The organism is Microbacterium murale (genome assembly GCF_030815955.1).
Classification (GTDB): domain Bacteria; phylum Actinomycetota; class Actinomycetes; order Actinomycetales; family Microbacteriaceae; genus Microbacterium; species Microbacterium murale_A.
On the sequence record NZ_JAUSXK010000001.1, the window covers coordinates 2,399,384 to 2,423,075 of the forward strand.

20 protein-coding genes are annotated in these 23,692 nt (G+C 66.3%); 10 read left to right on the forward strand and 10 right to left on the reverse strand.

The window, feature by feature from the left end:
• Positions 1 to 7: 7 nt before the first annotated feature.
• Positions 8 to 1,225 carry a hypothetical protein gene (locus tag QFZ46_RS11690; protein ID WP_307361598.1) on the reverse strand — a complete coding sequence of 406 codons (1,218 nt, stop codon included), beginning with the start codon at positions 1,223 to 1,225 and terminating at the stop codon, positions 8 to 10.
• A gap of 86 nt (positions 1,226 to 1,311) precedes the next feature.
• Between QFZ46_RS11690 and QFZ46_RS11695 the strand changes: the two genes are divergently transcribed.
• The 5 genes from QFZ46_RS11695 (at position 1,312) to QFZ46_RS11715 (ending at position 7,520) form a co-directional block, all read left to right on the forward strand.
• Positions 1,312 to 2,316 (forward strand): LacI family DNA-binding transcriptional regulator, encoded by a 1,005-nt coding sequence (locus QFZ46_RS11695; RefSeq protein ID WP_307361600.1) that lies wholly within the window; start codon positions 1,312 to 1,314, stop codon positions 2,314 to 2,316.
• Positions 2,317 to 2,513: 197 nt separating this feature from the next.
• The gene (locus tag QFZ46_RS11700; protein WP_307364592.1) at positions 2,514 to 4,172 is read left to right on the forward strand and encodes a glycoside hydrolase family 13 protein; all 1,659 of its coding nucleotides are present in this window, start codon (positions 2,514 to 2,516) and stop codon (positions 4,170 to 4,172) included.
• 46 nt (positions 4,173 to 4,218) lie between these two features.
• Positions 4,219 to 5,589 carry an ABC transporter substrate-binding protein gene (locus tag QFZ46_RS11705; RefSeq protein ID WP_307361602.1) on the forward strand — a complete coding sequence of 457 codons (1,371 nt, stop codon included), beginning with the start codon at positions 4,219 to 4,221 and terminating at the stop codon, positions 5,587 to 5,589.
• 63 nt (positions 5,590 to 5,652) lie between these two features.
• Positions 5,653 to 6,642 carry a carbohydrate ABC transporter permease gene (locus QFZ46_RS11710; protein WP_307361605.1) on the forward strand — a complete coding sequence of 330 codons (990 nt, stop codon included), beginning with the start codon at positions 5,653 to 5,655 and terminating at the stop codon, positions 6,640 to 6,642.
• Positions 6,639 to 7,520, forward strand: coding sequence for a carbohydrate ABC transporter permease (locus tag QFZ46_RS11715; RefSeq protein ID WP_307361607.1), 882 nt, complete (start codon positions 6,639 to 6,641; stop codon positions 7,518 to 7,520). Before QFZ46_RS11710 ends, QFZ46_RS11715 begins: the two co-directional genes overlap by 4 nt.
• A gap of 1 nt (position 7,521) precedes the next feature.
• Here QFZ46_RS11715 and QFZ46_RS11720 read toward each other — a convergent pair whose 3' ends face one another.
• Positions 7,522 to 8,529 (reverse strand): LacI family DNA-binding transcriptional regulator, encoded by a 1,008-nt coding sequence (locus tag QFZ46_RS11720; protein WP_307361609.1) that lies wholly within the window; start codon positions 8,527 to 8,529, stop codon positions 7,522 to 7,524.
• Positions 8,530 to 8,700: 171 nt separating this feature from the next.
• Between QFZ46_RS11720 and QFZ46_RS11725 the strand changes: the two genes are divergently transcribed.
• The 4 genes from QFZ46_RS11725 to rhaS are packed head-to-tail and all read left to right on the forward strand — an operon-like array spanning position 8,701 to position 13,406.
• A complete protein-coding gene (locus tag QFZ46_RS11725) occupies positions 8,701 to 10,230 on the forward strand; it encodes a sugar ABC transporter ATP-binding protein (protein ID WP_307361612.1) in 1,530 nt (509 codons plus the stop codon).
• Positions 10,227 to 11,252, forward strand: a complete 1,026-nt coding sequence (locus QFZ46_RS11730) for an ABC transporter permease (RefSeq protein ID WP_307361613.1) — start codon at positions 10,227 to 10,229, stop codon at positions 11,250 to 11,252. The genes QFZ46_RS11725 and QFZ46_RS11730 overlap by 4 nt, the downstream gene beginning before the upstream one ends.
• Complete coding sequence (locus QFZ46_RS11735; RefSeq protein WP_307361615.1) at positions 11,249 to 12,304, forward strand: ABC transporter permease; 1,056 nt, start codon at positions 11,249 to 11,251, stop codon at positions 12,302 to 12,304. Before QFZ46_RS11730 ends, QFZ46_RS11735 begins: the two co-directional genes overlap by 4 nt.
• Positions 12,305 to 12,359: 55 nt before the next feature.
• Positions 12,360 to 13,406, forward strand: a complete 1,047-nt coding sequence (gene rhaS / locus QFZ46_RS11740) for a rhamnose ABC transporter substrate-binding protein (protein WP_307361617.1) — start codon at positions 12,360 to 12,362, stop codon at positions 13,404 to 13,406.
• 199 nt (positions 13,407 to 13,605) lie between these two features.
• On the opposite strand, the gene QFZ46_RS11745 is transcribed toward rhaS, so the two are convergent.
• Genes QFZ46_RS11745 through QFZ46_RS11765 form a run of 5 tightly spaced genes read right to left on the reverse strand, consistent with a single transcriptional unit; the run spans position 13,606 to position 19,530 of the window.
• Positions 13,606 to 15,018, reverse strand: a complete 1,413-nt coding sequence (locus tag QFZ46_RS11745; RefSeq protein WP_307361620.1) for a rhamnulokinase — start codon at positions 15,016 to 15,018, stop codon at positions 13,606 to 13,608.
• The gene (locus QFZ46_RS11750; RefSeq protein WP_307361623.1) at positions 15,015 to 17,051 is read right to left on the reverse strand and encodes a bifunctional aldolase/short-chain dehydrogenase; all 2,037 of its coding nucleotides are present in this window, start codon (positions 17,049 to 17,051) and stop codon (positions 15,015 to 15,017) included. Before QFZ46_RS11750 ends, QFZ46_RS11745 begins: the two co-directional genes overlap by 4 nt.
• Before the next feature lie 19 nt (positions 17,052 to 17,070).
• Positions 17,071 to 17,967 (reverse strand): alpha/beta hydrolase, encoded by an 897-nt coding sequence (locus QFZ46_RS11755; protein WP_307361626.1) that lies wholly within the window; start codon positions 17,965 to 17,967, stop codon positions 17,071 to 17,073.
• 4 nt (positions 17,968 to 17,971) lie between these two features.
• A complete protein-coding gene (gene rhaI / locus QFZ46_RS11760) occupies positions 17,972 to 19,138 on the reverse strand; it encodes an L-rhamnose isomerase (RefSeq protein WP_307361627.1) in 1,167 nt (388 codons plus the stop codon).
• Entirely contained in the window at positions 19,135 to 19,530 is a 396-nt protein-coding gene (locus QFZ46_RS11765) for an L-rhamnose mutarotase (protein ID WP_307361630.1), read from the reverse strand. Before QFZ46_RS11765 ends, rhaI begins: the two co-directional genes overlap by 4 nt.
• A gap of 152 nt (positions 19,531 to 19,682) precedes the next feature.
• Between QFZ46_RS11765 and QFZ46_RS11770 the strand changes: the two genes are divergently transcribed.
• Positions 19,683 to 20,465, forward strand: coding sequence for a nucleotidyltransferase domain-containing protein (locus QFZ46_RS11770; RefSeq protein ID WP_307361632.1), 783 nt, complete (start codon positions 19,683 to 19,685; stop codon positions 20,463 to 20,465).
• Positions 20,466 to 20,471: 6 nt separating this feature from the next.
• Here QFZ46_RS11770 and QFZ46_RS11775 read toward each other — a convergent pair whose 3' ends face one another.
• The 3 genes from QFZ46_RS11775 to QFZ46_RS11785 form a co-directional block, all read right to left on the reverse strand.
• Positions 20,472 to 21,311 (reverse strand): carbohydrate ABC transporter permease, encoded by an 840-nt coding sequence (locus tag QFZ46_RS11775; RefSeq protein ID WP_307364594.1) that lies wholly within the window; start codon positions 21,309 to 21,311, stop codon positions 20,472 to 20,474.
• Between the two features lie 68 nt (positions 21,312 to 21,379).
• Positions 21,380 to 22,291, reverse strand: coding sequence for a carbohydrate ABC transporter permease (locus tag QFZ46_RS11780; RefSeq protein WP_307361634.1), 912 nt, complete (start codon positions 22,289 to 22,291; stop codon positions 21,380 to 21,382).
• Positions 22,292 to 22,371: 80 nt separating this feature from the next.
• On the reverse strand, positions 22,372 to 23,685 hold the full coding sequence (locus tag QFZ46_RS11785; protein WP_307361636.1) for an ABC transporter substrate-binding protein: 1,314 nt from the start codon (positions 23,683 to 23,685) through the stop codon (positions 22,372 to 22,374).
• Positions 23,686 to 23,692: the final 7 nt, after the last annotated feature.

A 23,692-nucleotide genomic window follows, 5' to 3' on the forward strand; every position in this document is an offset into this window, starting at 1 on the left:
ACAGTGGTCAGCCGTCGACGCCGAGACGGATACCGCCACGCAGCGCCATTCGCTCGGCGCTGGCGCGTGAGTCGCGGCGGATGCTCCGCCAGCCGTAGATGCTCAGTGCGACCAGAACAACCGACGCGATAAGGCCGAACGGCCACCCGGCCCGGAACTCATCGTCGAACAGAGCACCGATTGTGATTCCGATTGCGATGACGCCCGCGATCGACGCCGCATAGGCCAGGATCGTGAACCCTCGTCTGGCGCCGCTCGCGTCGGCGATCAGGTACTCGTTCGGAAGGCCGAGTCGACGATCGGCGGGAGGCGCGGCATCCCACCACGCGTCGCCGAGCCTGCGCACTCGGCGAACGCAGACATCGGCGATGATCGCCCAGGCGACGGCACCACCCGCGGCGAGAACAGTCGCGGGGATGGCGATGGCAGGGACCAGACGGTTCTGCGGTGACCAGTCGGGGATGTCCGAACCCTCGTCGATCACGAATGAGATCAGCAGGATCACGAGTGCCACTGCGCCGAGAATGCTGATCCATCCGAGGACGCGCCGCGACCTGACGAGCGTGCCCGTCTTGCGCTGGATGAGTGCCCCGGCGTCGGCGTCCGCCGTGCGCATGCGGGCGACGTCGGCCTGGAGAAGAGGGCTCGCATCGGGCGCAACGGGTGCACCTCGCAGATCTTCGGTGTCTCGAAGGATCGCGTTTCGACCGACAGGGGTGGCTCGGTGGTTCTGCTGCAGGTTGGAGCTGACCCGCTGCTGCTCGGCGGTGAACCCATCCGGATCGGTGAGTCGCGATCCCTCGACGAGTGTCCTCAGGCGCGCCAGCCCGTCGGGACCGAGTCCGTGGAACGGCCGTCCGGCGACGAGTACACGGAAGCGGCGACCGTCATCGAGGGTGAACCGATAGGTCAGATACGCCGCCGTGGCGTTCGCACTGACGCTTCGTGTCGCCGAGACGAGAGCGGATGCGGGGTACTCCCGTCCGCGCACGCGCAGTTTCGCGGCGGCCCTATCGACCAGCACTCGAGGGAAGAGGGCTGCGCTCACGGCCCAGAGTGCGGCCAGCCACACCAGGGCACTCAAGAGGAATGCCCAGAGCCAGGAGAGGGCGACAGGTGGGAGAAGCGATTGCGCAGCCCCCGTCGTCAACAGCCCGAGCAGCCCCGAGAACGCCGCAGCGGTGAGGGGAGAGTCGACGATCAACGAGCGGTTGAGCGGGCGCATCCAGCCATCCTGGCAGGGTGGGCGCGCATCGGCCGATCTTGTCAGGTGGTTGCGTGATCACGCAAGTTCTTGCGTACACTGACCCCATGTCGAAGCGTCTGGCGGAGGTTGCCCAAAAGGTCGGCGTGAGCGAGGCCACCGTGAGCCGCGTACTCAACGACAAGCCCGGGGTGTCGGATGGCACCCGTCAGGCCGTGCTCACTGCGCTGGATGTGCTCGGCTATGAGCGTCCGACGAAACTGCGGGGGGAGCGCGCAAGGCTGGTCGGCCTTGTGCTGCCCGAGCTTCAGAACCCGATCTTCCCCGCGCTCGCCGAGATCATCGGCGGTGGTCTCACGCAGAACGGGTACACACCGCTGCTGTGCACGCAGAACGCCGGTGGGGTGACGGAGTCGGACTACGTCGACCTTCTGCTTGCGCAACAGGTCTCCGGTGTGATCTTCCTCGGCGGCAACTACACCCAAGCGGATGCGCCGCACGAACACTATGAGCGCCTGCGCCAGGTGAACCTGCCGACCGTGCTGGTGAACGCGCGGATCCCCGAGCTCGCTTTTCCGACCGTCTCGACCGACGATGCAGCAGCGGCGGAGCAGGCTCTGCTGCACGTGCACCAGCTGGGACACCGGAAGATCGGGATGCTCCTCGGCCCGACCGACCACATCCCGTCTCAGCGCAAGCTCGCGGCAGGTCGTCTCCTGTTGGAGAAACTCGGTGCACCGCTCAGTGATGACATGATCGTGCGCGGACTGTACTCGCTGGAGTCCGGCCAGGCCGGCGCCACCCGCTTGATCGCCGCCGGTGCGACCGCGATTGTCTGTGCGAGCGATCCGATCGCGCTCGGCGCCGTGCGTGCCGCCCGTCGCGCTGGATTCCGCGTGCCGCAGGACATCAGCGTGGTCGGCTTCGACGACTCTGCGTTGATGAGCTGTACCGAGCCGCCGCTGACGACTGTGCGGCAGCCGATCGAGTCGATGGGCCGTACCGTGATCGAACTTCTGCTGTCGCAGATCGCCGGTACGAGGCAGACGGGCGACGAGCTGCTGTTCGAGCCCGAGCTCGTGCTGCGTTCCTCCACTGCGCCCGTCGCCTGAGTTCGATCTCACGCCGCCCGCCCCGGGCGTGATTCAGCGCGAGGGCATGGAATCGTAAAATTGCAATGATTCATCATGTTCTTGCAAATTCTTATCGATGAAGCTACATTTCAAACATCCAACCCCCGATGTCGAGGAGCGAAGTGGACACCGAAGTCCTGACGAGCGCAAGCACCAGCACGCGTACCAGCACTGGTATCAGCACGGTGACGCCGCCGACTGACGCGGGCTGGTGGCGCGATGCCGTGATCTATCAGGTGTACGTGCGCAGCTTCGCCGATGGGAACGGCGATGGCATCGGCGATCTCGCCGGTGTCAGGGCGCACCTCGGCTACCTCAAGGCGCTCGGCATCGACGCGATCTGGTTCAACCCCTGGTACCCCAGCCCGCTCGCAGACGGTGGCTACGACGTGCAGGACTACCGCGACATCGATCCGCGATTCGGAACGCTGGACGAGGCGGAGCAACTCATCGCAGAGGCGCTCGAGCTCGGCATCCGCACCATCATCGACATCGTCCCCAACCACATCTCCGACCAGCATGAGTGGTTCCGGCAGGCGCTCGCCGCAGGTCCTGGCAGCGCAGCGCGTGAGCGGTTCTGGTTCCACCCGGGCCGCGGTGAGAACGGCGATGAGATGCCCACTGACTGGGTCTCGAGCTTCCAGGGCGACACGTGGACTCGCACGACGAACCCCGATGGCACACCGGGTGACTGGTATCTGCACCTGTTCACTCCGGAGCAGCCGGACCTCAATTGGAACCACCCCGATGTCCGCCGGGAGCACGAGGACATCCTGCGGTTCTGGTTCGACCGGGGCGTTGCCGGGGTCCGCATCGACTCTGCGGCGCTCCCCGTGAAGGATCCGGCGTTTCCGTCGCTGCCGGTCGGGACCATCGCTCCGGGCACCCATCCGCACCTCGACCGTGACGAACTTCACGACATCTACCGGAGTTGGCGCGCCGTCGCCGATGAGTACGAGGGAGAACGGGTGCTCGTCGGCGAGGTCTGGCTCGACGACGCCGAGCGCTTCGCCCGCTACCTCCGCCCCGACGAGATGCACACCGCGTTCAACTTCGACTTCATGACCCGGCCGTGGAGCGCCCAGGCCATGCGGGCATCCATCACACGCACCCTCGCAGAGCACGCACCTGTCGGCGCCCCGGCGACGTGGGTGCTTTCCAACCACGACATCACGCGTCCCGCGACGCGGTACGGGCGCGCCGATTCGTCGTTCGCCTTCGACCGCAAGCGATTCGGAACGCCGACGGATGCCGAGCGAGGACAACGCCGGGCGCGGGCAGCGGCCCTGCTCACGGCGGCGCTCCCCGGAAGTCTGTACATCTACCAGGGCGACGAGCTCGGGCTGCCAGAGGTCGAACTGCCGCGCGAGGTCATCCAGGACCCGATGCACTATCGCTCAGGCGGCGTCGACCCAGGGCGGGACGGATGCCGGGTGCCGCTGCCGTGGGCAGGATCGACTACTCCGTATGGGTTCGGCGGTGAGCCATGGCTTCCGCAGCCGGACGGCTGGGCGCCATTCACCGTCGAGGCGGAAGACGCAGATGCCGCGTCCACGCTGAACCTCTATCGCAGGGCGATCGCGCTGCGCCGCAGCGCCCAGGACCTCACTGCGGGTGCACTGGAATGGCTCGAGCTCGGCGCAGACGTGATCGCATTCCGCCGCGGTGACGACTTCGTCAGCATCACCAATCTCGGCGCGACTCCCGTCCCGCTCCCCGCACACCACGAGGTGCTCCTCTCCAGCGCGCCGCTCGACGCCGCGCTGCCCCCCGACTCCACGGCCTGGCTCGCTCTGCGTGCCGCGCCGGAGCACTCCGCCGGAGTGAAGCAGTAACCCGCACCGATCACCTGACTGCAACACAGGAATGGAAGGACAGACAATGACGTCACGCATCAAGCGGATCGCCCTCTCCGGCGCCGCCGTGCTCTCCACCGCAGCACTGCTCGCCGGCTGCGCCGGTGGCACCGGCGACGATGGCGCAGCCGACGGGCCGGTGACCATCCAGGTCGCCATCGATGCCGGCCTCGAGCCGGAGGCTCGCGAGACCTTCGACGCGCGGGCCGCCGAGTTCGAGGAGGAGAACCCCGACATCACGATCGAGGCGCAGGAGTACACCTGGACCGGCACCACCTTCTCCGCCGAACTCGCCGGAGGCACCCTGCCGGACGTCTTCCCCATCCCGTTCACCGACGGTCGCGGCCTCATCGAACGCAAGCAGATCGCCGATATCAGCGGTCTCGTCGCAGATCTGCCGTACGCCGACAAGTTCAACCCGAATGTCGCTCAGGCCGGGCAGGACGCGGACGGCAACATGTGGGCAGTGCCCATCTCGGCGTACGGTCAGGGGCTGCACTACAACCGCACGCTGTTCGAGGCAGCAGGGCTCGACCCGGACAAGCCTCCGACGACGTGGGATGAAGTCCGTGAGTACGCCAAGCAGATCGCGGATGCCACCGGCGAGGCCGGCTACGCCACGATGACTTCGGCGAACACAGGCGGGTGGATCCTCGCCACTGCAGTGAACGCGTTCGGCGGGCGCACCGAGAACGACGACAGCACTGCTCCCACCATCGATTCCGATGCAGTCGTCGAGGCGCTGGAATATCTGCACGAGCTCCGCTGGGACGACAACTCGATGGGGGCGAATTTCCTCTACGACTGGGGCACCATCAACCAGGATTTCGCCGCAGGGCGGATCGGCATGTACATCTCGGGTGGTGGGAACTACCCGAACCTGGTCACGCAGAACGCGCTGAACCCGGATGACTATGGCCTCACCGTCCTGCCGCTGCAGGGTGATGACCCCGGAGTGCTCGGCGGCGGAACACTCGCGGCAGTGAACCCGAAGGCGACTGCGGCCGAGCAGGCGGCGTCGGTGAAGTGGATCGACTTCTACTACATGGGCAAGATCACGAATGAAGATGCCGCGAAGGCGTCCGCGAAACTCTCGGCGTCCCTCGATCAGCCGGTCGGCGCACCGGAACTACCGGTGTTCGATCAGGAGCTGTTCGATCAGAACCGTGAGTGGATCTCGGAGTACATCAACGTCCCAGTCGAGCAGATGACTCCGTACACGGATCAGATCGGCGAGCAGCAGATCCTCCCAGAGCCTCGGGTCTCCACGCAGGAGGTGTACGCGCTGCTCGACACGGTCGTCCAGGCAGTACTCACCGATGAGAACGCCGACATCAAGGCGCTTCTCGCCGATGTGCAGGCACAGGCCGACGCCATCTACCAAGCGGCGGAGTGATCCGGAGATCCGGGGGCGATCTGTCGTCCCCGGATCCTCACCCGAGCAACTGAAGGAATCGCGATGACGCAGATCTCTCCCGTGACTGCACCACCCCACACACCCGAGGCGGCGCCGAGCATCGTCCGTACCGTGGACAGTCGCCGCACCGGCCCGCTCCGGCGGGTCGGAGAGTGGTTCCGCGGCGGAGGGGTGAGCACCTTCGTCTTCCTGCTGCCTCTGCTGTTCAGTTTCATCTTCTTCTCGTGGAAGCCGATCGTCGACTCCGCGATCATGGCGTTCCAGACGACGAACCTGATCAGCGCTCCCGAATTCGTCTGGTTCGACAACTTCAGTCGAGTGCTGCAGGACCCACTGCTCGGAACTGCGGTGGTCAACACCCTCTACTTCGCCGTCTTAGCGCTGCTGCTCGGCTATCCCATCCCGCTCGTCGTCGCCGTACTGATGAGTGAGGTGCGGCGTCGTCGCGGTCTCTACAGCGCACTGGCCTACCTGCCGGTCGTCGTGCCCCCGGTCGTGTCGGCACTGCTGTGGAAGTTCTTCTACGACGCATCGCCCACCGGGGTGTTCAACACGATCCTCAGTTGGTTCGGGGGCGGGCCGCTGCCGTGGCTGCAGGATCAGGCCAGTGCGATGCCGTCCCTCGTGCTGTTCGCCACGTGGTCCGCTGCGGGAGGAACGATCATCATCTACCTCGCCGCGATCGTCGGCGTGGCCCCCGAGCTGTACGACGCGGCCGAGGTCGACGGCGCCGGCGTCTGGCGGAAGGTGTGGCACGTGACGATGCCGCAGTTGCGCGGTGTGCTGCTCGTGACCTTCATCCTGCAGATCATCGGTACGGCGCAGGTCTTCCTCGAACCCTTCCTGTTCACGGGTGGCGGACCGGCGAACTCGACGATGACCGTGCTGCTGCTCATCTACAAGTACGCCTTCCAGAACAGCCTCGGCGGCGACTACGGTGCAGCGACAGCACTGAGTCTCATGCTCGCGATCGTCCTCGCCGTCTTCTCGATGATCTACTTCCGTCTCACACGCAGTTGGAGCACCTCATGAGCGCCGACCGTGGCATCCTCTCGCCCGCCGACTGGCGGCGTCCACGCGTCCGCATCGCAACCCGCGCTACGCACGTCATCCTGCTGGTGTCGCTCTTCGTCGTGGGCCTCGGCCCCATCCTGTGGCTGGCCAAGTCGGCGATCACGCCGACGCAGGACACGCTGCGCACTCCTCTCTCGCTGTGGCCGAACGGCATGGACTGGGAGAACCTCATCACGGCGTGGACCCGCGTGGAGATCGACAAGTTCTTTCTGAATACCGTGCTCATCGCGGCCGGTGTCTGGGCCGTGCAGGTGCTCGTCGCCACGACCGCGGGGTACGCGCTGTCGGTGCTGCGTCCTCGTTACGGGAAGGTCGTCGTCGCCCTCGTGCTCGCCACGCTCTTCGTGCCCAGCATCGTGCTGCTCGTGCCGCTGTACCTCACCATCGTCGACCCGCCGTTGCTCGGGCAGTCCCTGATCAACACGTTCTGGGCGGTGTGGCTGCCGGCGGGGGCGAACGCCTTCAACGTGCTGCTCGTGATGAGGTTCTTCGACTCGCTCCCGCGAGAGGTGTTCGAAGCGGCGCGCATGGATGGCGCAGGCAACTACCGGCTGTTCTGGTCCGTCGTGCTGCCGATGTCGAAGCCGATCATCGGTGTGGTGTCCGTGTTCGCGGTGATCGGCGCGTGGAAGGACTTCCTCTGGCCGATGCTGGTGCTGCCCGACCCCGCGATCCAGCCGCTGTCCGTCCGCTTACCCGCGCTCCAGCAGTTCATCGAACTGGACGTCTTCCTCGCCGCTCTCGCGATCTCGACCATCATCCCGATCGCGCTCTTCCTCGTCTTCCAACGCCTGTTCCTGAACGGTGTCGGCATGGGGGGCGCGGTGAAGGGGTGAGTCAGCCGGTCGTCGAGCGACGGATCACGAGTTCCGGCGGGAACACCGTCTGACGGGGGATGCTGGCGACATCGGCCGCCTCTTCCAGCACGATCCGCAGCGCTGTGCGTCCGATCATCCGGCTGGGCTGACGGATCGACGACAGCGGCACTGCGGCTGCGGCGGCGAAGGGGATGTCGTCGAATCCGATGATCGCGATCTCGTTCGGCACCAGCATCCGCCCTCCCGAGACGAGCGACTGCAGCAGCCCGAGGGCGAGCAGATCATTCGAGGCGAACAGGGCATCCGGCCATTCACGGCGTGGTCGCGCGAGGATGCGATTGCCCGCCGCCGCACCCTCCTCGACCGTCATCGCTGCGGTGGCGATCACTTCGAGGTCGACGCGGGTGGCCGCATTCTCGGCGGCTGCTCTGGCGCCGGCGAGTCGGTCGGTGACCTGCCGCATGTCGAAAGGGCCGCCGACGAAGGCGATGCGCCGCCGGCCGGTCTCGATCAGGTGTTCGACCGCTAGGCGACCTCCGGCGACACTGTCGACGGACACCGACGAGAAGTCGCTGTCGGCGCTGAAACGGTCGACGAGCACGGTGGCGATGCCCGAGGAGCGGAAGCTGCGCAGCTGCGTCATCACGTCGCCGTAGGGCGCGATGAGCAGTCCACGAACCTGCTGCTCCCGGAACAGATCGAGGTAGATCTTCTCGCGTGAGGGGTCTTCATCGGTGTTGCCGTACAGGATCGCGATGCCGTGGCGGGTGGCCTCGTCCTCTGCACCGCGAACCACGTCGTTGTAGAACGGGTTCTGTCCGTCGAGGACGACGAATCCCACTGTCGTGCTGATGCCGGCGCGCAGTTTGCGGGCGGCATCGTTGCGTACGTACCCGAGCTCTTCGATCGCCTGACTCACCCGCTGCACCGAATCGGCGGAGACCTCTTCGGGACGGTTGAGGACGTTGGAGACCGTGCCGACGGAGACGCCGGCGCGCAGCGCGACATCACGGATGCTCACGGGCACTGGCTTCTCCTCTCGACACTGGGTGGACAACGACCGGGCGGATCACGATTGAGTCACTCGCTGTTGACCTCTGATCGTTCTCACATACACTAGCCTGAACCAACCTGAATCGATTCATGCATGGTTCATATCGAACCGAAACCGTCCGACCTCGAAGGAGAGGGTGCGCCTGTGGCCGCTGAAGCCCCGACACGCAGCTCGCCGAACACGGCACTGGAACTGCATCGTGTCGTCAAGTCCTTCGGACCTGTCGTCGCTCTGCGCTCGGCCAATCTCACTCTGCGATCCCACTCGATCCACGCGTTGATCGGTGAGAACGGCGCGGGCAAATCGACGATGGTGAAGATCATGGCCGGGCTGTACCGGCGCGACTCCGGTGAGTTCCGCCTCCACGGGGAGTCCGTCGACTTCACCAGCACCGCTCAGTCGAAGGCCGCCGGCGTCGCGGTCATCTACCAGGAGCCCACGCTCTTCCCCGATCTCTCCGTCACGGAGAACATCTTCATGGGGCGCCAGCCGACGGGGAGGTTCGGACGCATCGATCGCAAGGCGATGCGTACCGAGGTCGAGGCGATCTTCCAGCGACTCGGCGTCGGTCTCGACCCCGAGCGGATCACGGAGGGGCTCTCGATCGCCGATCAGCAGATCATCGAGATCGCCAAGGCGATCTCCCTGGATGCGAGCGTGCTCATCATGGACGAGCCGACCGCGGCGCTCAGCGGCGTCGAGGTCGAGCGGCTGTTCGCCGTGGCCAGGAGCCTTCGCGACGAGGGACGGGCCGTACTGTTCATCTCCCATCGCTTCAACGAGGTCTTCGATCTCTGCGACACCGTCACCGTCATGCGCGATGGTGCATACGTCGACACGACGGCGATCGCCGACACGACCGTTGAAGAACTCGTCCATCAGATGGTCGGACGCGACGTCACCGAACTCTTCCCCAAACAGGAAGCCGAGATCGGCGACGCGCTGCTCGAGGTCGAGCACCTGACGAGCCCCGGCATCTTCCACGACATCTCCTTCACGGTCCGAGCGGGTGAGATCGTCGCCCTTGCGGGGCTCGTCGGCGCCGGCCGCAGCGAGGTCGCGCGCGCCGTGTTCGGCGTCGACATCTATCGTGAGGGCGAAGTGCGGATGCTGGGAGCAGCTGTTCCGCGCCACAATCCCACCGGGGCCATGCGGGCGGGGCTCGCGCTGGTGCCGGAGGATCGTCGCAAGCAGGGACTCGTCGTCGATGCCGGCGTCGGTGGAAACATCACTCTCGCGATCCGCAGCCAGCTCGCGAAGTTCGGCCTCATCACCACTGGCATCGAGAATCGGGCCGCCCGTGAGTGGGCATCGCGGTTGGAGGTGAAGACCCACGCCCTCGACACCGTCGCTGCGACCCTCTCCGGCGGAAACCAGCAGAAGGTCGTCCTGGCGAAGTGGCTCGCCACGAACCCGCGGGTGCTGATCATCGACGAGCCGACCCGTGGCATCGATGTCGGCACGAAGTCCGAGGTGCATCGCCTCCTCTCCCAACTCGCCGGGGAAGGAATGGGCATCCTCATGATCTCCTCCGAGCTGCCAGAAGTCCTCGGAATGGCCGACCGCGTCCTGGTCATGCGCGAGGGCCGCATCACTGCGGAGATCTCGCGCGCGGAGGCGACCAGCGAGAACGTCATGTTCGCCGCGACACACGCAACGGAGCTGCACTCGTGACCACCACCGCACAGGCACCGGCATCCGGTCTTCGTCACGCACTCGGCGGCGTCGGCCGCGCTCGTGAGTTCGGCATCCTCGCCGCCCTCGTCGTCGTCGTCATCGCCGCGACGGTGAAGAACCCGAACTTCCTGTTCAGCGCTGATGGGTGGCGCGACCTGCTGCTCACGCCTTCGATCCTCATGCTCGTCGCGGTCGGCCAGGCGATCGTCATCATCACGCGGAACGTCGACCTCTCTGTCGGATCGGTGATGGGACTCACCGCCTACCTCACCGGTCGGCTGTTCATCGACGTGCCGGGCATCCCGATCGTCCTCGTCGTCATCGCCGCAGTGGTCTTCGGTGCGCTCCTCGGGCTCATCAACGGCGCGCTCGTCGCCTTCGCGAAGGTCCCGGCGATGGTGATCACGCTGGGCACGCTGTATGCCTATCGAGGCATCAATGTGCTGTGGACCGGCAGCGACCGGATCAACGCCTCCGACATGCCCAAGGAGTTCCTCGGCCTCGGCACCCAGCAGGTGCTCACGATTCCAGTACTGACGATCATCGCGGTGATCGTGCTCGCCCTCGCCGCCTGGTACATGCGCAACACGAGGGGTGGCCGGGAGTACTACGCCATCGGTTCGGATCCGGCTGCTGCGGAGCTTTACGGTCTGCAGGTCACCCGCCGGGTACTCAGCGCCTTCGTCCTCTCCGGTGCACTCGCCGGTCTCGCCGGCGTCTTCTATGCCGCCCGCTACGGCTCGATCAGTTCGCAGGCGGGCTCCGGCTGGGAGTTGGATGCGGTCGGCGCAGCCGTCATCGGCGGCATCGCCATCACCGGCGGCGTCGGCACGGTGTGGGGTGCCGCGATCGGAGCGATGCTCCTGATGACCATCAACCGGGCTCTGCCGATCCTCGGCATCCCCGACTTCTGGCAGCGCGCCGTCGTCGGCGTGCTCATCATCGGCGCGATCGTGCTCGACCGCGTGCTCGCGGTCCGGCAGAAACGGCGGCTCATCGAGGCGAGGGACGAATCATGACCGCGACAGCATCCACGGCCACCGCCCGCGTCATCCGTGACTACGACAGGCCGCTCTGGCGGCGCATCCTGATCACCCGTGAGATGGCGATCATCGCCCTGCTGGTACTCGTCGTGCTCGTCGCATCCGTCACGCTGAAGGGCTTCGCGCAGCCGGTCACGGTGAACTACCTCTTCCTGGACATCGCTCCGATCCTGCTCATCGCACTGCCGATGACGCTCATCATGGTGACCGGCGAGATCGACCTGTCGGTCGGCAGCATGGTCGGCCTCGCGAGCGTCGTCACCGGCGTGCTCACCCAGTCGGGAGCACCGTTCGAGATCGCGGCCCTCGCAGCCCTCGCCGTCGGAGTCATCGGCGGCGCGGTCAACGGCTTCCTCGTCACGGTCGTCGGATTGCCGTCACTCGCCGTGACGATCGGCACGCTCGCACTGTTCCGCGGTCTCGCGGTCGGTCTCCTCGGCACGACAGCCGTGACGGACTTCCCCGAGGTCTGGAAGGACCTGGCCAAGGCGAAGATCGCCGGCACGACGATCCCCTACATCGTCATCCCGTTCCTCGTGCTGCTGGCGATCTTCATCATCCTGCTGCACTTCACGCCATTCGGTCGTGGAGTGTACGCGATCGGACTCTCGAAGGACGCCGCCCGGTTCTCGGGCGTGCACGTCGAGCGGACGAAGTTCATCCTCTTCGTGCTCGCCGGTGCCGTGGCCGCCTTCGCCGGCATCTTCTATACGCTGCGGTTCGGCAGCGCCAGAGGCGACAACGCCACCGGGCTCGAACTGCAGGTGATCGCAGCCGTCGTGCTCGGCGGGGTGTCGGTGTTCGGCGGGCGAGGGCAGCTGCACGGCGTCGTCGCCGCTGTCCTGCTGATCGGCGTGCTCTCCAGCGCATTGCGCCTGGCCGGCGTCACGTCCGACGTCATCAACATCATCACCGGTGGCCTGCTGGTGTTCTCCGTCGTGGCAGCCAGCCTGCTCGCCTGGGCGCACCGGTTGCGCTCGAAGGCCGGGCCTCCACGACCACGCGTTGCAGCCTCTTCCGCACCATGAGGCAGCCTCTTGCCGCAGGCATCCGTCTGCGGTGAATTCCACGAAAGGAAGAACAATGAAGTTTTCACGCAAGCGTGTCACTGCATTCGCTGCTGTGGCTGTCGCCGCGGCACTCGTGTTGACCGGCTGCGCCGACACCGGAGGCGGCACGGGCGGCGGCGATGGCGGCGGGTCAGAGGGCGGTTCGGACAACCTGACGATCACATTCCTGCCGAAGAACCTCGGCAACCCGTACTTCGACACCTCGAGCAAGGGCGGCAAGACTGCGGTCGAGGAGATCGGCGGCACCTTCGCCGAGGTCGGGCCTGCGGAGGCGACCCCTGACGGCCAGGTGAGTTACATCAACACCGCTACTCAGCAGGGAGTCGGGGCGCTCGTCGTCTCGGCGAACGACCCTCAGGCCATCTGCGACGCACTGAATGAGGCACGCGACGCCGGTGTGAAGGTCGTCACGTTCGACTCCGACACGAACCCCGACTGCCGCGACCTGTTCATCAACCAGGCCGATGCCGAGGGCATCGCCAAGGTCCAGGTCGACCTGATCGCCGATCAGATCGGCGGAGCAGGCGAGGTCGCGGTGCTCTCCGCATCGGCGAACGCGACGAACCAGAACGCCTGGATCGACCTGATGACGGAGTATGTCGCCAGTGAGTACCCTGACATCACGCTCGTCGAGACCGTCTACGGCGACGACGACGATCAGACCTCGTTCGACAAGACGGCGGCACTGCTGCAGACGCACCCGAACCTGAAGGGCATCATCTCGCCCACGACGGTCGGCATCGCAGCTGCTGCACGTTACCTCTCCACCTCGGACTACAAGGGCACGGTGGCGCTGACGGGCCTCGGCACGCCGAACCAGATGCGCGAATACGTCGAGGACGGCACCGTCACCGCGTTCGCGCTGTGGAACCCGGAGGAGCTCGGCTACCTGTCCGCCTACGCGGCTGCCGCACTCATCCAGGGCGACATCACCGGCGCCGAGGGCGACACCTTCGAAGCGGGTGACCTCGGTGAGTACACCGTCGGCGCGGACGGCACCGTTCTGCTCGGCGACCCGTTCGAGTTCAACGCGGACAACATCGGCGACTTCGACTTCTGAGTCGGCTCTCACTGAGTTCAGTATCGGGCGCCCTGGGCTTCGGCTCCGGGCGCCCTTTCCGTGTACGGATGGCCGTCGAAAATACGGATGGCGGTCGAGAATACGGTTTCTCGCCCGCCATCCGTGCATCTCGCCCGCCATCCGTGCATCTCGCCCGCCATCCGTGCATTTCGACTGACGGGTCTGGCAGAGGGACGAGTCAGCGCGGATCGAAGCGTTCGGGTTCGTGTGTCCGTGCGACGAGCCCGCGGAGTTCCTCGAGCGTCGCGGGCGCGGCACCGAGGGCGCGAGCCTGAACGAGCACGTTGCCCAGCGCGGTCGCCTCGACGGGGCCGGCCAGAACGGGAAGACCCGAGCGGTCCGCGGTCGCCTGGCAGAGCAACCGGTTGAGCGACCCGCCGCCGACGAGATGGATGCTGTCAAGCTCGCGCTCTGAGAGATCGGCCGCCGTCTGAACCGCTGCGGCGAAGGCGGCGGCGATCGACTCGACGATCGTGCGGGCGAATGCTGCTCGGCTCTCCGGTACGTCCGAGCCCTGAGCGCGCAGCAACGCGGCGATGCGCGCAGGCATGTCGCCGGGAGCACTCAACGACGAGTCGTTGGCGTCGAAAAGGGCGATCGCGCCGGTCACTGCGGACGCGGAGCTCAGCAGTTCGGACAGATCGATCGCCGCGCCGTCCTCCGCCTCCCATGCCCGGACCGTCTCGCTGAGCAGCCAGAGCCCGGTGACATTGTGGAGGAAGCGGTAGCGTCCGTCGACGCCGAGTTCGTGCGTGAAGTTCGCCTCGCGCGCAGCATCCGTCAGAACCGGTTCGGCGAGCTCCACGCCGACGAGACCCCACGTACCGCAGGAGATGTACGCCGCGTTCGGCGAGACCATCGGCACGGCGACGACGGCGGATGCCGTGTCATGCGAGCCGACCGTGATGACGGGGAGATCCTTGCCGATGCGTGCAGCGAGTTCAGGGCTCAGCCTCCCGATCGCCGAACCGGGGTCGACCAGTGCCGGGAGCGCTGCGGTCGGGATGCCGAGGCGATGTGCCAGCTCGGCATCCCACTCGCCGGAGCGCACACCGAGCAGGCCGGTCGTCGAGGCGTTCGTGCGCTCGGCGACACGAGCACCGGTCAGAAGGTATGCGATCAGATCCGGGATGAGCAGAGCAGCGTCCGCGTCCGCGAGACGTGCATCGACGCGGTACTGGTACAGCGTGTTGAACGGCAGGAACTGCAGTCCGTTCCGCTGGTACAGCTCGCTGAACGGGACGATCTCGTGCACCTCGGTGACGCCCTGTTCAGAGCGCGGATCACGATAGTGGAACGGCTGCGCGAGCAGCTCGCCGTCGCGCAGCAGGCCGTAGTCCACGGCCCAGGAATCGATGCCGATGCTCTCGATCGCGGGTTCGCGGCTCACCGCCGCAGTCAGGCCCTCCAAGATGTGGCCGTAGAGCGCGTCGAAATCCCAGTGCAGGCCGTCTTCGCGCTCGACGGGCCCGTTCGGGAATCGGGTGACGAGCTCGAGATCGAGCGCGTCGTCGCCGACGCGCCCGATCATGACGCGTCCGCTGGTCGCGCCCAGGTCGACTGCCGCGACCGCGCGGACGCTCCCTGTCATCGCAGGAACGCTGCCGCGACGCCGGAGTCGACCGGGATGTGCAGGCCGGTGGTACGACTGAGCTCCGGGCCGGTGAGCACATACACGGCATCCGCGACGTTCTCCGGCACGACCTCGCGCTTGAGGATCGTGCGGTTCGCGTAGAACTGGCCGAGGTCCTTCTCTTCGACGCCGTAGGTCGCGGCGCGGTTCGCGCCCCAGCCGGAGGCGAAGATGCCTGAGCCGCGCACGACGCCGTCCGGATTGATGCCATTGACGCGGATGCCGAACTCGCCGAGCTCAACAGCCAGCAGACGCACCTGATGGGCCTGGTCGGCCTTGGTCGCCGAGTAGGCGATGTTGTTCGGCCCGGCGAAGACGGAGTTCTTCGAGGAGATGTAGATGATGTCGCCGCCGAGCTTCTGGTCGATGAGCACCTTGGCAGCGGCCTTCGACACGAGGAAGGAGCCCTTCGCCATGACGTCGTGCTGCAGGTCCCAGTCCTTCTCGGTGGTCTCCAGCAGCGGCTTCGACAGCGAGAGCCCGGCGTTGTTGACGACGAGGTCCACGCCGCCGAAGGCGAGCACGGCATCGTTCAGCGCTGCCTGCACGGCGTCAGCATCCGCGACGTTGGCGGCGACGCCGATCGCGACGTCTGTGCCCCCGAGTTCGGCGGCGGCGGCCTGCGCCTTCTCGAGGTCGAGGTCGGCGACGACGACGCACGCGCCCTCCGCGGCGAGACGGGTGGCGATGGCCTTGCCGATGCCGGATGCCGCGCCCGTGACGAACGCGATGCGGCCCTGGTGCGACTTCGGCTTCGGCATCCGCTGCAGCTTCGCCTCCTCCAGCGCCCAGTACTCGATGTTGAACTTCTCGGCATCCGAGATGGGCGAGTACGTGGAGAGCGCCTCCGCACCGCGCATGACGTTGATGGCATTGACGTAGAACTCGCCGGCCACGCGTGCGGTCTGCTTGTTCGCACCGTACGAGAACATGCCGACGCCGGGGATGAGGACGATCAACGGGTCGGCGCCACGGATCGCCGGGCTCTCGGCCGTCGCGTGCGCGTCGTAGTACGCCTGGTAGCCGGCCCGGTACTCGGTGTGCAGTTCGTGCAGGCGCGCGATCTGCTCGTCGACGGACGCCGTGCGGGGAAGGTCGAGGATGAGCGGCTTGACCTTCGTGCGAAGGAAGTGGTCGGGGCAGCTGGTGCCCAGCGCGGCCAGGGTCGGCGCGTTCTCGGATGCCAGGAAGTCGAGCACGACGTCCGAATCGGTGAAGTGACCGACCATCGGCTTGTCCGTCGACGCGATGCCGCGGATCGTACCGGCGAGCGCGGCCGCGCGCTCGCGCCGCTCCTCCGCCGGCAACGCTTCGAATCCCGCCCGCACGCCGCCGAACGGGTCGGTCTTCCCGTTCGCGTCGATGTAGGCGGCGGCGGTGTCGATGATCCACAGCGAGTTGGCTTCCGCCTCCTCGGAAGTGTCGCCCCATGCAGTGATGCCGTGGCCGCCGAGGATCGTTCCGATCGCGTGCGGGTTCGCCTTCTTGATCTCCGCGATGTCGAGGCCGAGCTGGAAGCCGGGGCGGCGCCACGGGACCCAGACGACCTTGTCGCCGAAGATCTTCGCGGTCAGTTCCTCACCGTCGGCGGCCGTGGCGATAGCGATGCCGGAGTCGGGATGCAGGTGATCGACGTGTGCAGCATCCACAAGTCCGTGCATGGCGGTGTCGATGGACGGTGCGGCGCCGCCCTTGCCGTGCAGGCAGTAGTCGAACGCGGCGACCATCTCGTCTTCGCGGTCGATTCCGGGGTAGACGTCGACGAGGGCGCGGAAGCGGTCGAGTCGCAGGACTGCGAGGCCCTGCTCCTTCAGCGTGCCGAGGTCTCCGCCGGAGCCCTTGACCCACAGCAGCTCGACGGGCTGGCCGGTGACAGGGTCGGTCTCGGTGCCCTTGGCTGAGGTGTTGCCGCCGGCGTAGTTCGTGTTCTTCGGATCTGCGCCGAGGCGGTTGCTGCGCGCGATGAGGGCGGCTGCGGTGGATTCAGGCATGCGTGGTCCTTGGGTCGATTCAATGAGCGAGGGTCTCGTCATCCGCAGGCGCGGTGACGGGGCTGTGGGGAAGGCGACGGATGCGGTCGGCGAACCGATCGATGGATGCCGTGGCCGACGCCAGCTCGGGACGGTTGAGGTGCCCGTGGGTCGTGCCCGGTTCGGTGGAGACATCGACCTCGACACCGGCGGCGTCGAGCGCACGGGCGAAGGCCTCGCCGGACACGCGGAGCTCGTCGGTCTCGTCGTTGATCATGATCGTCGCCGGGAACCCGGTCAGCTCGGAGGTGGAAGCGGTGCCGGGGATCGCGTACACGTCAGCACCCTGAGCGGGTCCGCCGAGGTAGTTCTCGTACATACCGAGCACCGCGTCAGGTCCGAAGCGGTCCGACTCCGGATCGGCATCGAGCAGTGCCCGCATCACGGCATCCGGGGCATCCTGCACCGCGTGGAGGGTCGGATAGGCGAGCACCGCGAGAGCAGGCGCCGGGCCGCCGGCATGCGTCAGGCGCAGCGCGGCGCCCGCGGCCAGGTTCCCGCCCGCGCTCGCGCCGCCGAGCGCCCACGCGCCGTCGGCGAGACCGGAGCCGAGCGCCCACCGGAACGCGAAGACGATCTCATCGTGCGCCACCGGGTAGTGCACGCCGCCGCGGCCCGGTAGGCCGAGCAGGTCGTTCCGCACGGCCGACGTCGGAGCGAGGTGGTAGTCCACGCTCACGACGGCGATCCCGCGCTCGGCGAACGAGCGGCTCACCCAGTCGCCCTCCGGCATGTCGAGCTCGCCACCGGCGAACCCCCCGCCGTGCACCCAGACCAGGCCGGGCCCGGTGGCTGCGGACGGTGCGTACGTGCGGACCCGGAGTGAACCGTGCGGGCCATCCAGCTCGCGTTCGGCGACCTCGATGTGTGCGCTCATCGGGTCAGGCGCCCCAGCCGGCCTGAACGCCACCGACGCGGTCGGCCGCGATCTTCGCCTGGTACCCGGAAGCGGCGTATGCGGCCATCGGATCGCCGGCGAGGCCGCGGGACTCGCGCCATGCGGCGAGCTCCGGACGGACGTCGGTGTAGAACGCGTCCATGAACACGGCATTGGCGGCGAGCACGTCGCCCGACTTCTGAGCTGCGGTCAGAGCATCCTTGTCGACGAGCAGTGCTCGGGCGGTCATCTCCTGCACATTCAGCACTGAGCGGATCTGGCCGGGGATCTTGTCCTCGACGTTGTGGCACTGGTCGAGCATGAACGCCACGTCGGGGTTGTTCAGGCCGCCGCCGCGGATGACCTCGAACAGGATGCGGAACAGCTGGAACGGGTCGGCAGCGCCCACGATCAGATCATCGTCCGCGTAGAAGCGGGAGTTGAAGTCGAATGAACCCAGCTTGCCGAGGCGCAGCAGCTGCATGACGATGAACTCGATGTTCGTGCCTGGAGCGTGGTGGCCGGTGTCGAGGCACACCATCGCCTTGTCGCCGAGCGTGCTCACCTGGGCGTATGACGTTCCCCAGTCGGGAACGTCGGTGTGGTAGAAAGCGGGCTCGAAGAACTTGTACTCCAGCACCAGGCGCTGGTCGTCGCCGAGGCGCGCGTAGATCTTCTGGAGCGACTCGTTCAGGCGGTCCTGACGGCCGCGGAGATCGGCCTGGCCCGGGTAGTTCGAGCCTTCGGCGAGCCAGATCTTCAGGTCGCGGGAACCGGTCGCATCCATGACGTCGATGCACGCGAGGTGATGATCGATCGCCTTCTGGCGGACCGCGGCGTCCTCATGCGTGAGCGCTCCGAACTTGTACTCGTCGTCCTGGAACGTGTTGGAGTTCACGGTGCCGAGTGCGACGCCCAGATCCTCCGCGTGCTTGCGGAGGTCGTCGTAGGAGTCGACGAGGTCCCATGGGATGTGCAGAGCGACGGCCGGTGCGAGCGCGGTGTACTTGTTCACCTGCGCGGCATCCGCGATCTTCTCCCAGGGGTCGCGCGGGGTGCCGGGTGTGCCGAACACCTTGAAGCGGGTGCCCGAGTTGCCGAAGGCCCACGAGGGGAGTTCGATGGACTGCTTCTCGAGTTCCGAGAGGATGGCGGGGGTGAGGGTGGTCACGATGCACTGCTTCCTTCGTCGAACGCGGTCGCTGCGGCGACCTCGGTGGTGGTGGCGGACAGTTGATCCGCGAGGTTGAAGACTTCGGTGAGTGGGGATGCCGCCTGATCGGGCCGGCCTTCGAGATCGACGAAGAACTGTGCCATCTCCGCCTCCCAGCGGGTGGCGATCTCGGACCGTGCGAGGTAGTCCTGTGCGGCCGCGTCGTCATCCGTCTCGTAATAGCCGACCAGGGTGCCGCCGTCGCCGAGGAACAGCGAATAGTTGCGGCGACCGGATACGGCGATCTCGGCGAGCATCTCGGGCCAGACGGGGGAATGGCGCGCAAGGTACTCGTCGAGCAGTTCTGGGCGGACCCTCAGCTGAAAGCACACGCGGGTGGCGGCTGTCATCGGTGACGTGCTCCTTGGTCCGAATGGGTTGCGTGAATCGTTTCAACAATAGATCGATGAGGCGTCGTGCGCAACATTGACGACGGTCGCGGTACGGTTTCACTCCGACGGGCGGAATCTTTTCGTCTTCGAGCCGACGCGAAGGAGCGGGTGTGCAACATCAGGAGCGGGCGCTGGCCGCATACGTGGAGCAGGTCGCCGAAGACCCGGAGACACTCGGTGTCGTTCTGATCGGCTCGCTCGCCCGCGGGGTCGAACGCGAGGACTCCGATGTCGATGTCTACCTCGTGGTGACGGCTGAGGCGTTCGCATGCTCGACGGCCGTCGACCGATGGGCATGGATCGATCGTCAGGGTCTCGACTACCCGGGCTCGTACATCGACGTGAAGCTCTGCGATCTCGACTACCTCCGCACTGCTGTCCTCAGAGCTGACGATCCGACGCGCGCCTCGTTCGCGGGCGCCAGGGTCGCATACAGTCGTGCCGACGAGATCCCGGATCTCGTTGCCGCGATCAGCGTGCTCGACGACGCGGCCTGGGCCGGGCGCATCCGCTCCCACCTCGCGCAGGCGCACCTGCACGGCGGCTACTTCCTCCGGCAGGCGGACGAGCACGGTGACCTGTTCCTGCTCCAGCACGCCTCGCTGCATCTCCTGCTCGCCGCTGCGCGCGCCGCGCTGGCGTCGGCGCACCGGCTGATGCCGGGGCCGAAGTACATCCACAAGCTGGTCCGCGAAGTGCCGAGCCCCGCGGAATTCGTCGTCGCGTGGGACGAGGCCTTGGAGAAGCCGGGCATCGCGACCGCGAACGCGCTCCTCGCCGTCCTCGACGAGTGGCTCGGCCGAGGACAGTCCCGCGACGAATCCCTCTCGATCTTCATCCGCGACAATGAGCTGGCGTGGCTGCGCGGGACAGTCCCGGCCGAGTACTTCTGACACCACTCAGCCCTTGACTGCTCCGCTGGTCATGCCCGCGACGATCTGCCTGTTAAAGAAGATGTACATCACCAGCGGCGGGATCGTGATGAGCAGGATGTTCATGAACAGCAGATTCCACTGGCTCAGGCTCTGGCTCTGGAAGTTGTAGAGCGTCAGCTGCACCGTGGCGTTCGCGTCTCCCGGCAGGAAGTACAGCGGACCGGTGAAGTCGTTGAAGACCGCGACCGACTGCACGACGATCACCGTGATGGCGACGGGTTTGAGCAGCGGCATCACCACGGTGAAGAAGAGCCGCAACGGGCCGGCGCCGTCGATCACGGCCGCCTCATCCAGCTCGCGCGGGATCGTGGAGATGAACGCGCGGAACAGCAGGATGCAGAAGCTCAGACCGAACGTCGCCTCGATGAGGATCATTCCCGGCATCGTCTTGAACAGCCCGATGCCCTGCAGGACCCAGATCGTGGGAACGACGGCGGGCGGGACGATGAGGCCGGCCAGCACGAACACGTTGATCACATGGTTCCAGCGGGACTTGCGGCGCTGAAGGATGTAGCCGACCATCGCGGCGAAAACGACCATGATCGCCACGCTCGCGACCGTGAGCACGGTGGAGTTGATGAACGCCGTCACCAGCATCCAGTCCCGCGTCTCGAGGACCGTGACGATGTTCTCCCAGAGGAACCAACCCTGAGCCGGGAGCGAGAACTCGAACAGAGAGGCCTCGGCCGGGTTCTTCACAGCGGTGAGGAAGATGAACGCGAACGGGACGATGAAGATGATGATCGAAGCAAGGATTGCGATGATGCCGACCACATAGCGTGAGAAGAAGCGCCGCGCCGTCATCGGGCGACGTCCGGCACGGGAGATCTTCGACTTCGACGAGCCGGCCGTTGTGATCGCTCTCGTGAGAGTCATTGCTCCACCTGCCTCTTGTTCAGGATGTACTGGATGGGCACGATGATCGCCGTCACGACCAGGAACAGCACGACGTTGCCCGCAGTGGACAGCCCGTAGAACCCGGCTTGGTACTGCTTGTAGATCACCGACGCGATCACGTCGCTCGTGAAGCCCGGGCCACCCTTGGTCATGGCCCAGATGAGCTCGAACGAGCGCAGGCCGCCGATGAGGGAGAGCAGGATGACAGTCGCCGTCGCGGGCTGCACGAGCGGCAGCGTGATGTTCCTGAACCGCTGCCACGCACTCGCCCCGTCGACCTTGGCGGCTTCGAAGTACTCCTGCGGGATGGCCACGAGCCCGGCGATGAAGATCAGCGTTGCGATGCCGACGCCTTTCCAGACGTCGACGAGAGCGACGGACAGCAGCGCCCATGCGGGATCGGTCAGCCATCCGGGCCCCTGGATGCCGAGCGTCGCCAGCGTCTGGTTGATGAGTCCGTCGAACGGATCCATCAGCACCTTGAAGGCGATGCCGATGCCGACCGTCGAGACGAGCACGGGGAAGAAGATCGTGGACCGGAGATATCCGCGTCCGAGAATCGATCCGGTGAGCAGCAGCGCGAGCGCGAGGCCGAGAACGACCTTCAGCGCCGAAGTGACGAAGCCGTAGACGAAGGTGTTCACGAAGCCCTGGATGAGCATGGGTTCGGTGAAGAACTGCACGTAGTTGTCGAACCCGATGAACTCGATGTCGAACAGCGACCAGCGGGTGAGACTGAAGTAGAACGAGGCGAAGGTCGGGACGGCGAAGAGGACGATGTAGAGCGCTGCCGACGGGATGTAGAACCACGTCGGATACGAGCTCCTGATGCCCTTTCGCCCGCGAGGCGCGGCTTTGGCTGCAGGCGGTGCTGCGATTGCTGTCATGAGTCTCTCCGATCAGTGAAGCGATTGGCGGGGTGTGGGCGAGCTCTATGCCCGCCCACACCTTCGAGATCAGCGGGTGATCACCAGCCGTCGAGTCCCAGCTGCTGGGCCTGCTTCTTCACGTCTTCGTCGTAGAGTGCGGCGCCGTCTTCGGCGGGACGGATGCCGCTGCCGACCTCGACCGTGATGTTCTCGAGGTTCGGACCCTTGATGGGGGAGAGGAACTCGAGGGCGGGGTTGGTGTTGCCCTCGTCGAAGTACACCTGCATGTCCTTCAGAAGCCCGGGGACGTCGTCGGGCAGGGTGCACGAGTCGATCGCGTAGGGGCCGGAAGGCACCATGGCCGTGTTCTGGACGTCGCAGCCTGCCGAGGAGTTGATGAACGCCACGAACTTCTTCGCGGCCTCGAGCTTGTCGCCCTCCGTCGTCTTCGGGATGTAGACGGCGTTCGGCAGCCACACCGTCAGCTTCGTGTCCTCCGCCTTCTGCGCGGGCAGCGCGAAGACGCCGATGTTCTCCAGCTCATCCGGGAAGTTCTGCTGGAACGTCGAGACGATGCCGGTCAGGATCGGGTAGTGCGCGCCCTCGCCCGTGGCGACCATCCGCGCTCCGTCGTCGTAGAGCGCGGATGCGAAGTCCTCGTTCCACCAGTCGGACTCGAAGCCGACCTGCTGGTTGAGGAAGCCCTGTGATGCCGGCTCGTCCACGTACTTGCGCTCGCCCGCGGTGTACTCCTCGCCCCACTCAGGGTCCTGCGCGAGAACGTTTCCGAAGTCGCCGAGGATGAACAACTGGCTCGTCCACGTGTCGCCGTACGTCTGGATGACCGGGGCGATGCCCGCCGCCTTGATCGCCTCGTTGTTGGCGGCGAACTCGTCCCAGGATGTGGGGATCTCGAGCCCGAGGTCCGCGTAGATCTTCTTGTTGTAGACCACGGCGCCGGCCTGCGTGGCACCGAACGGCGCGCCGTAGACGCCGTTGTCCGTCGAGACGACCGCGGCCATCCCTTCCTGCATGTCGCCGACCCAGGACTCGTCCGACAGTGGCGCAAGGTTCTGGTCGGGGTTCAGCGCCTGGAACAGGGATCCTGAGTTGTACCAGAAGACGTCGGACATCTCTCCGGTCGCGAGTTTGGTCTTCATCAGGTTGTCGCCCTCGGTGCCGGCGGGTTGGGATTCGACCTTGACCGTGATGTCCGGGTTCTCGTCTTCGAAGGCGGCGATCATCGCCTCGGCTGACTCGACGTTGGTGCCGGCGTTGGGCACGAGGAAAGTGATCTCGGTGCCGCCTTCACCGCCGCCGTCGCCGCCGGAACTGCAGGCGGCGAGCGGGAGGGCAAGGGCCGCGACGCCGACTGCGGCGAGGAGAACCCTTCGGGTACGGGTGCTGTTCATCCTTTTA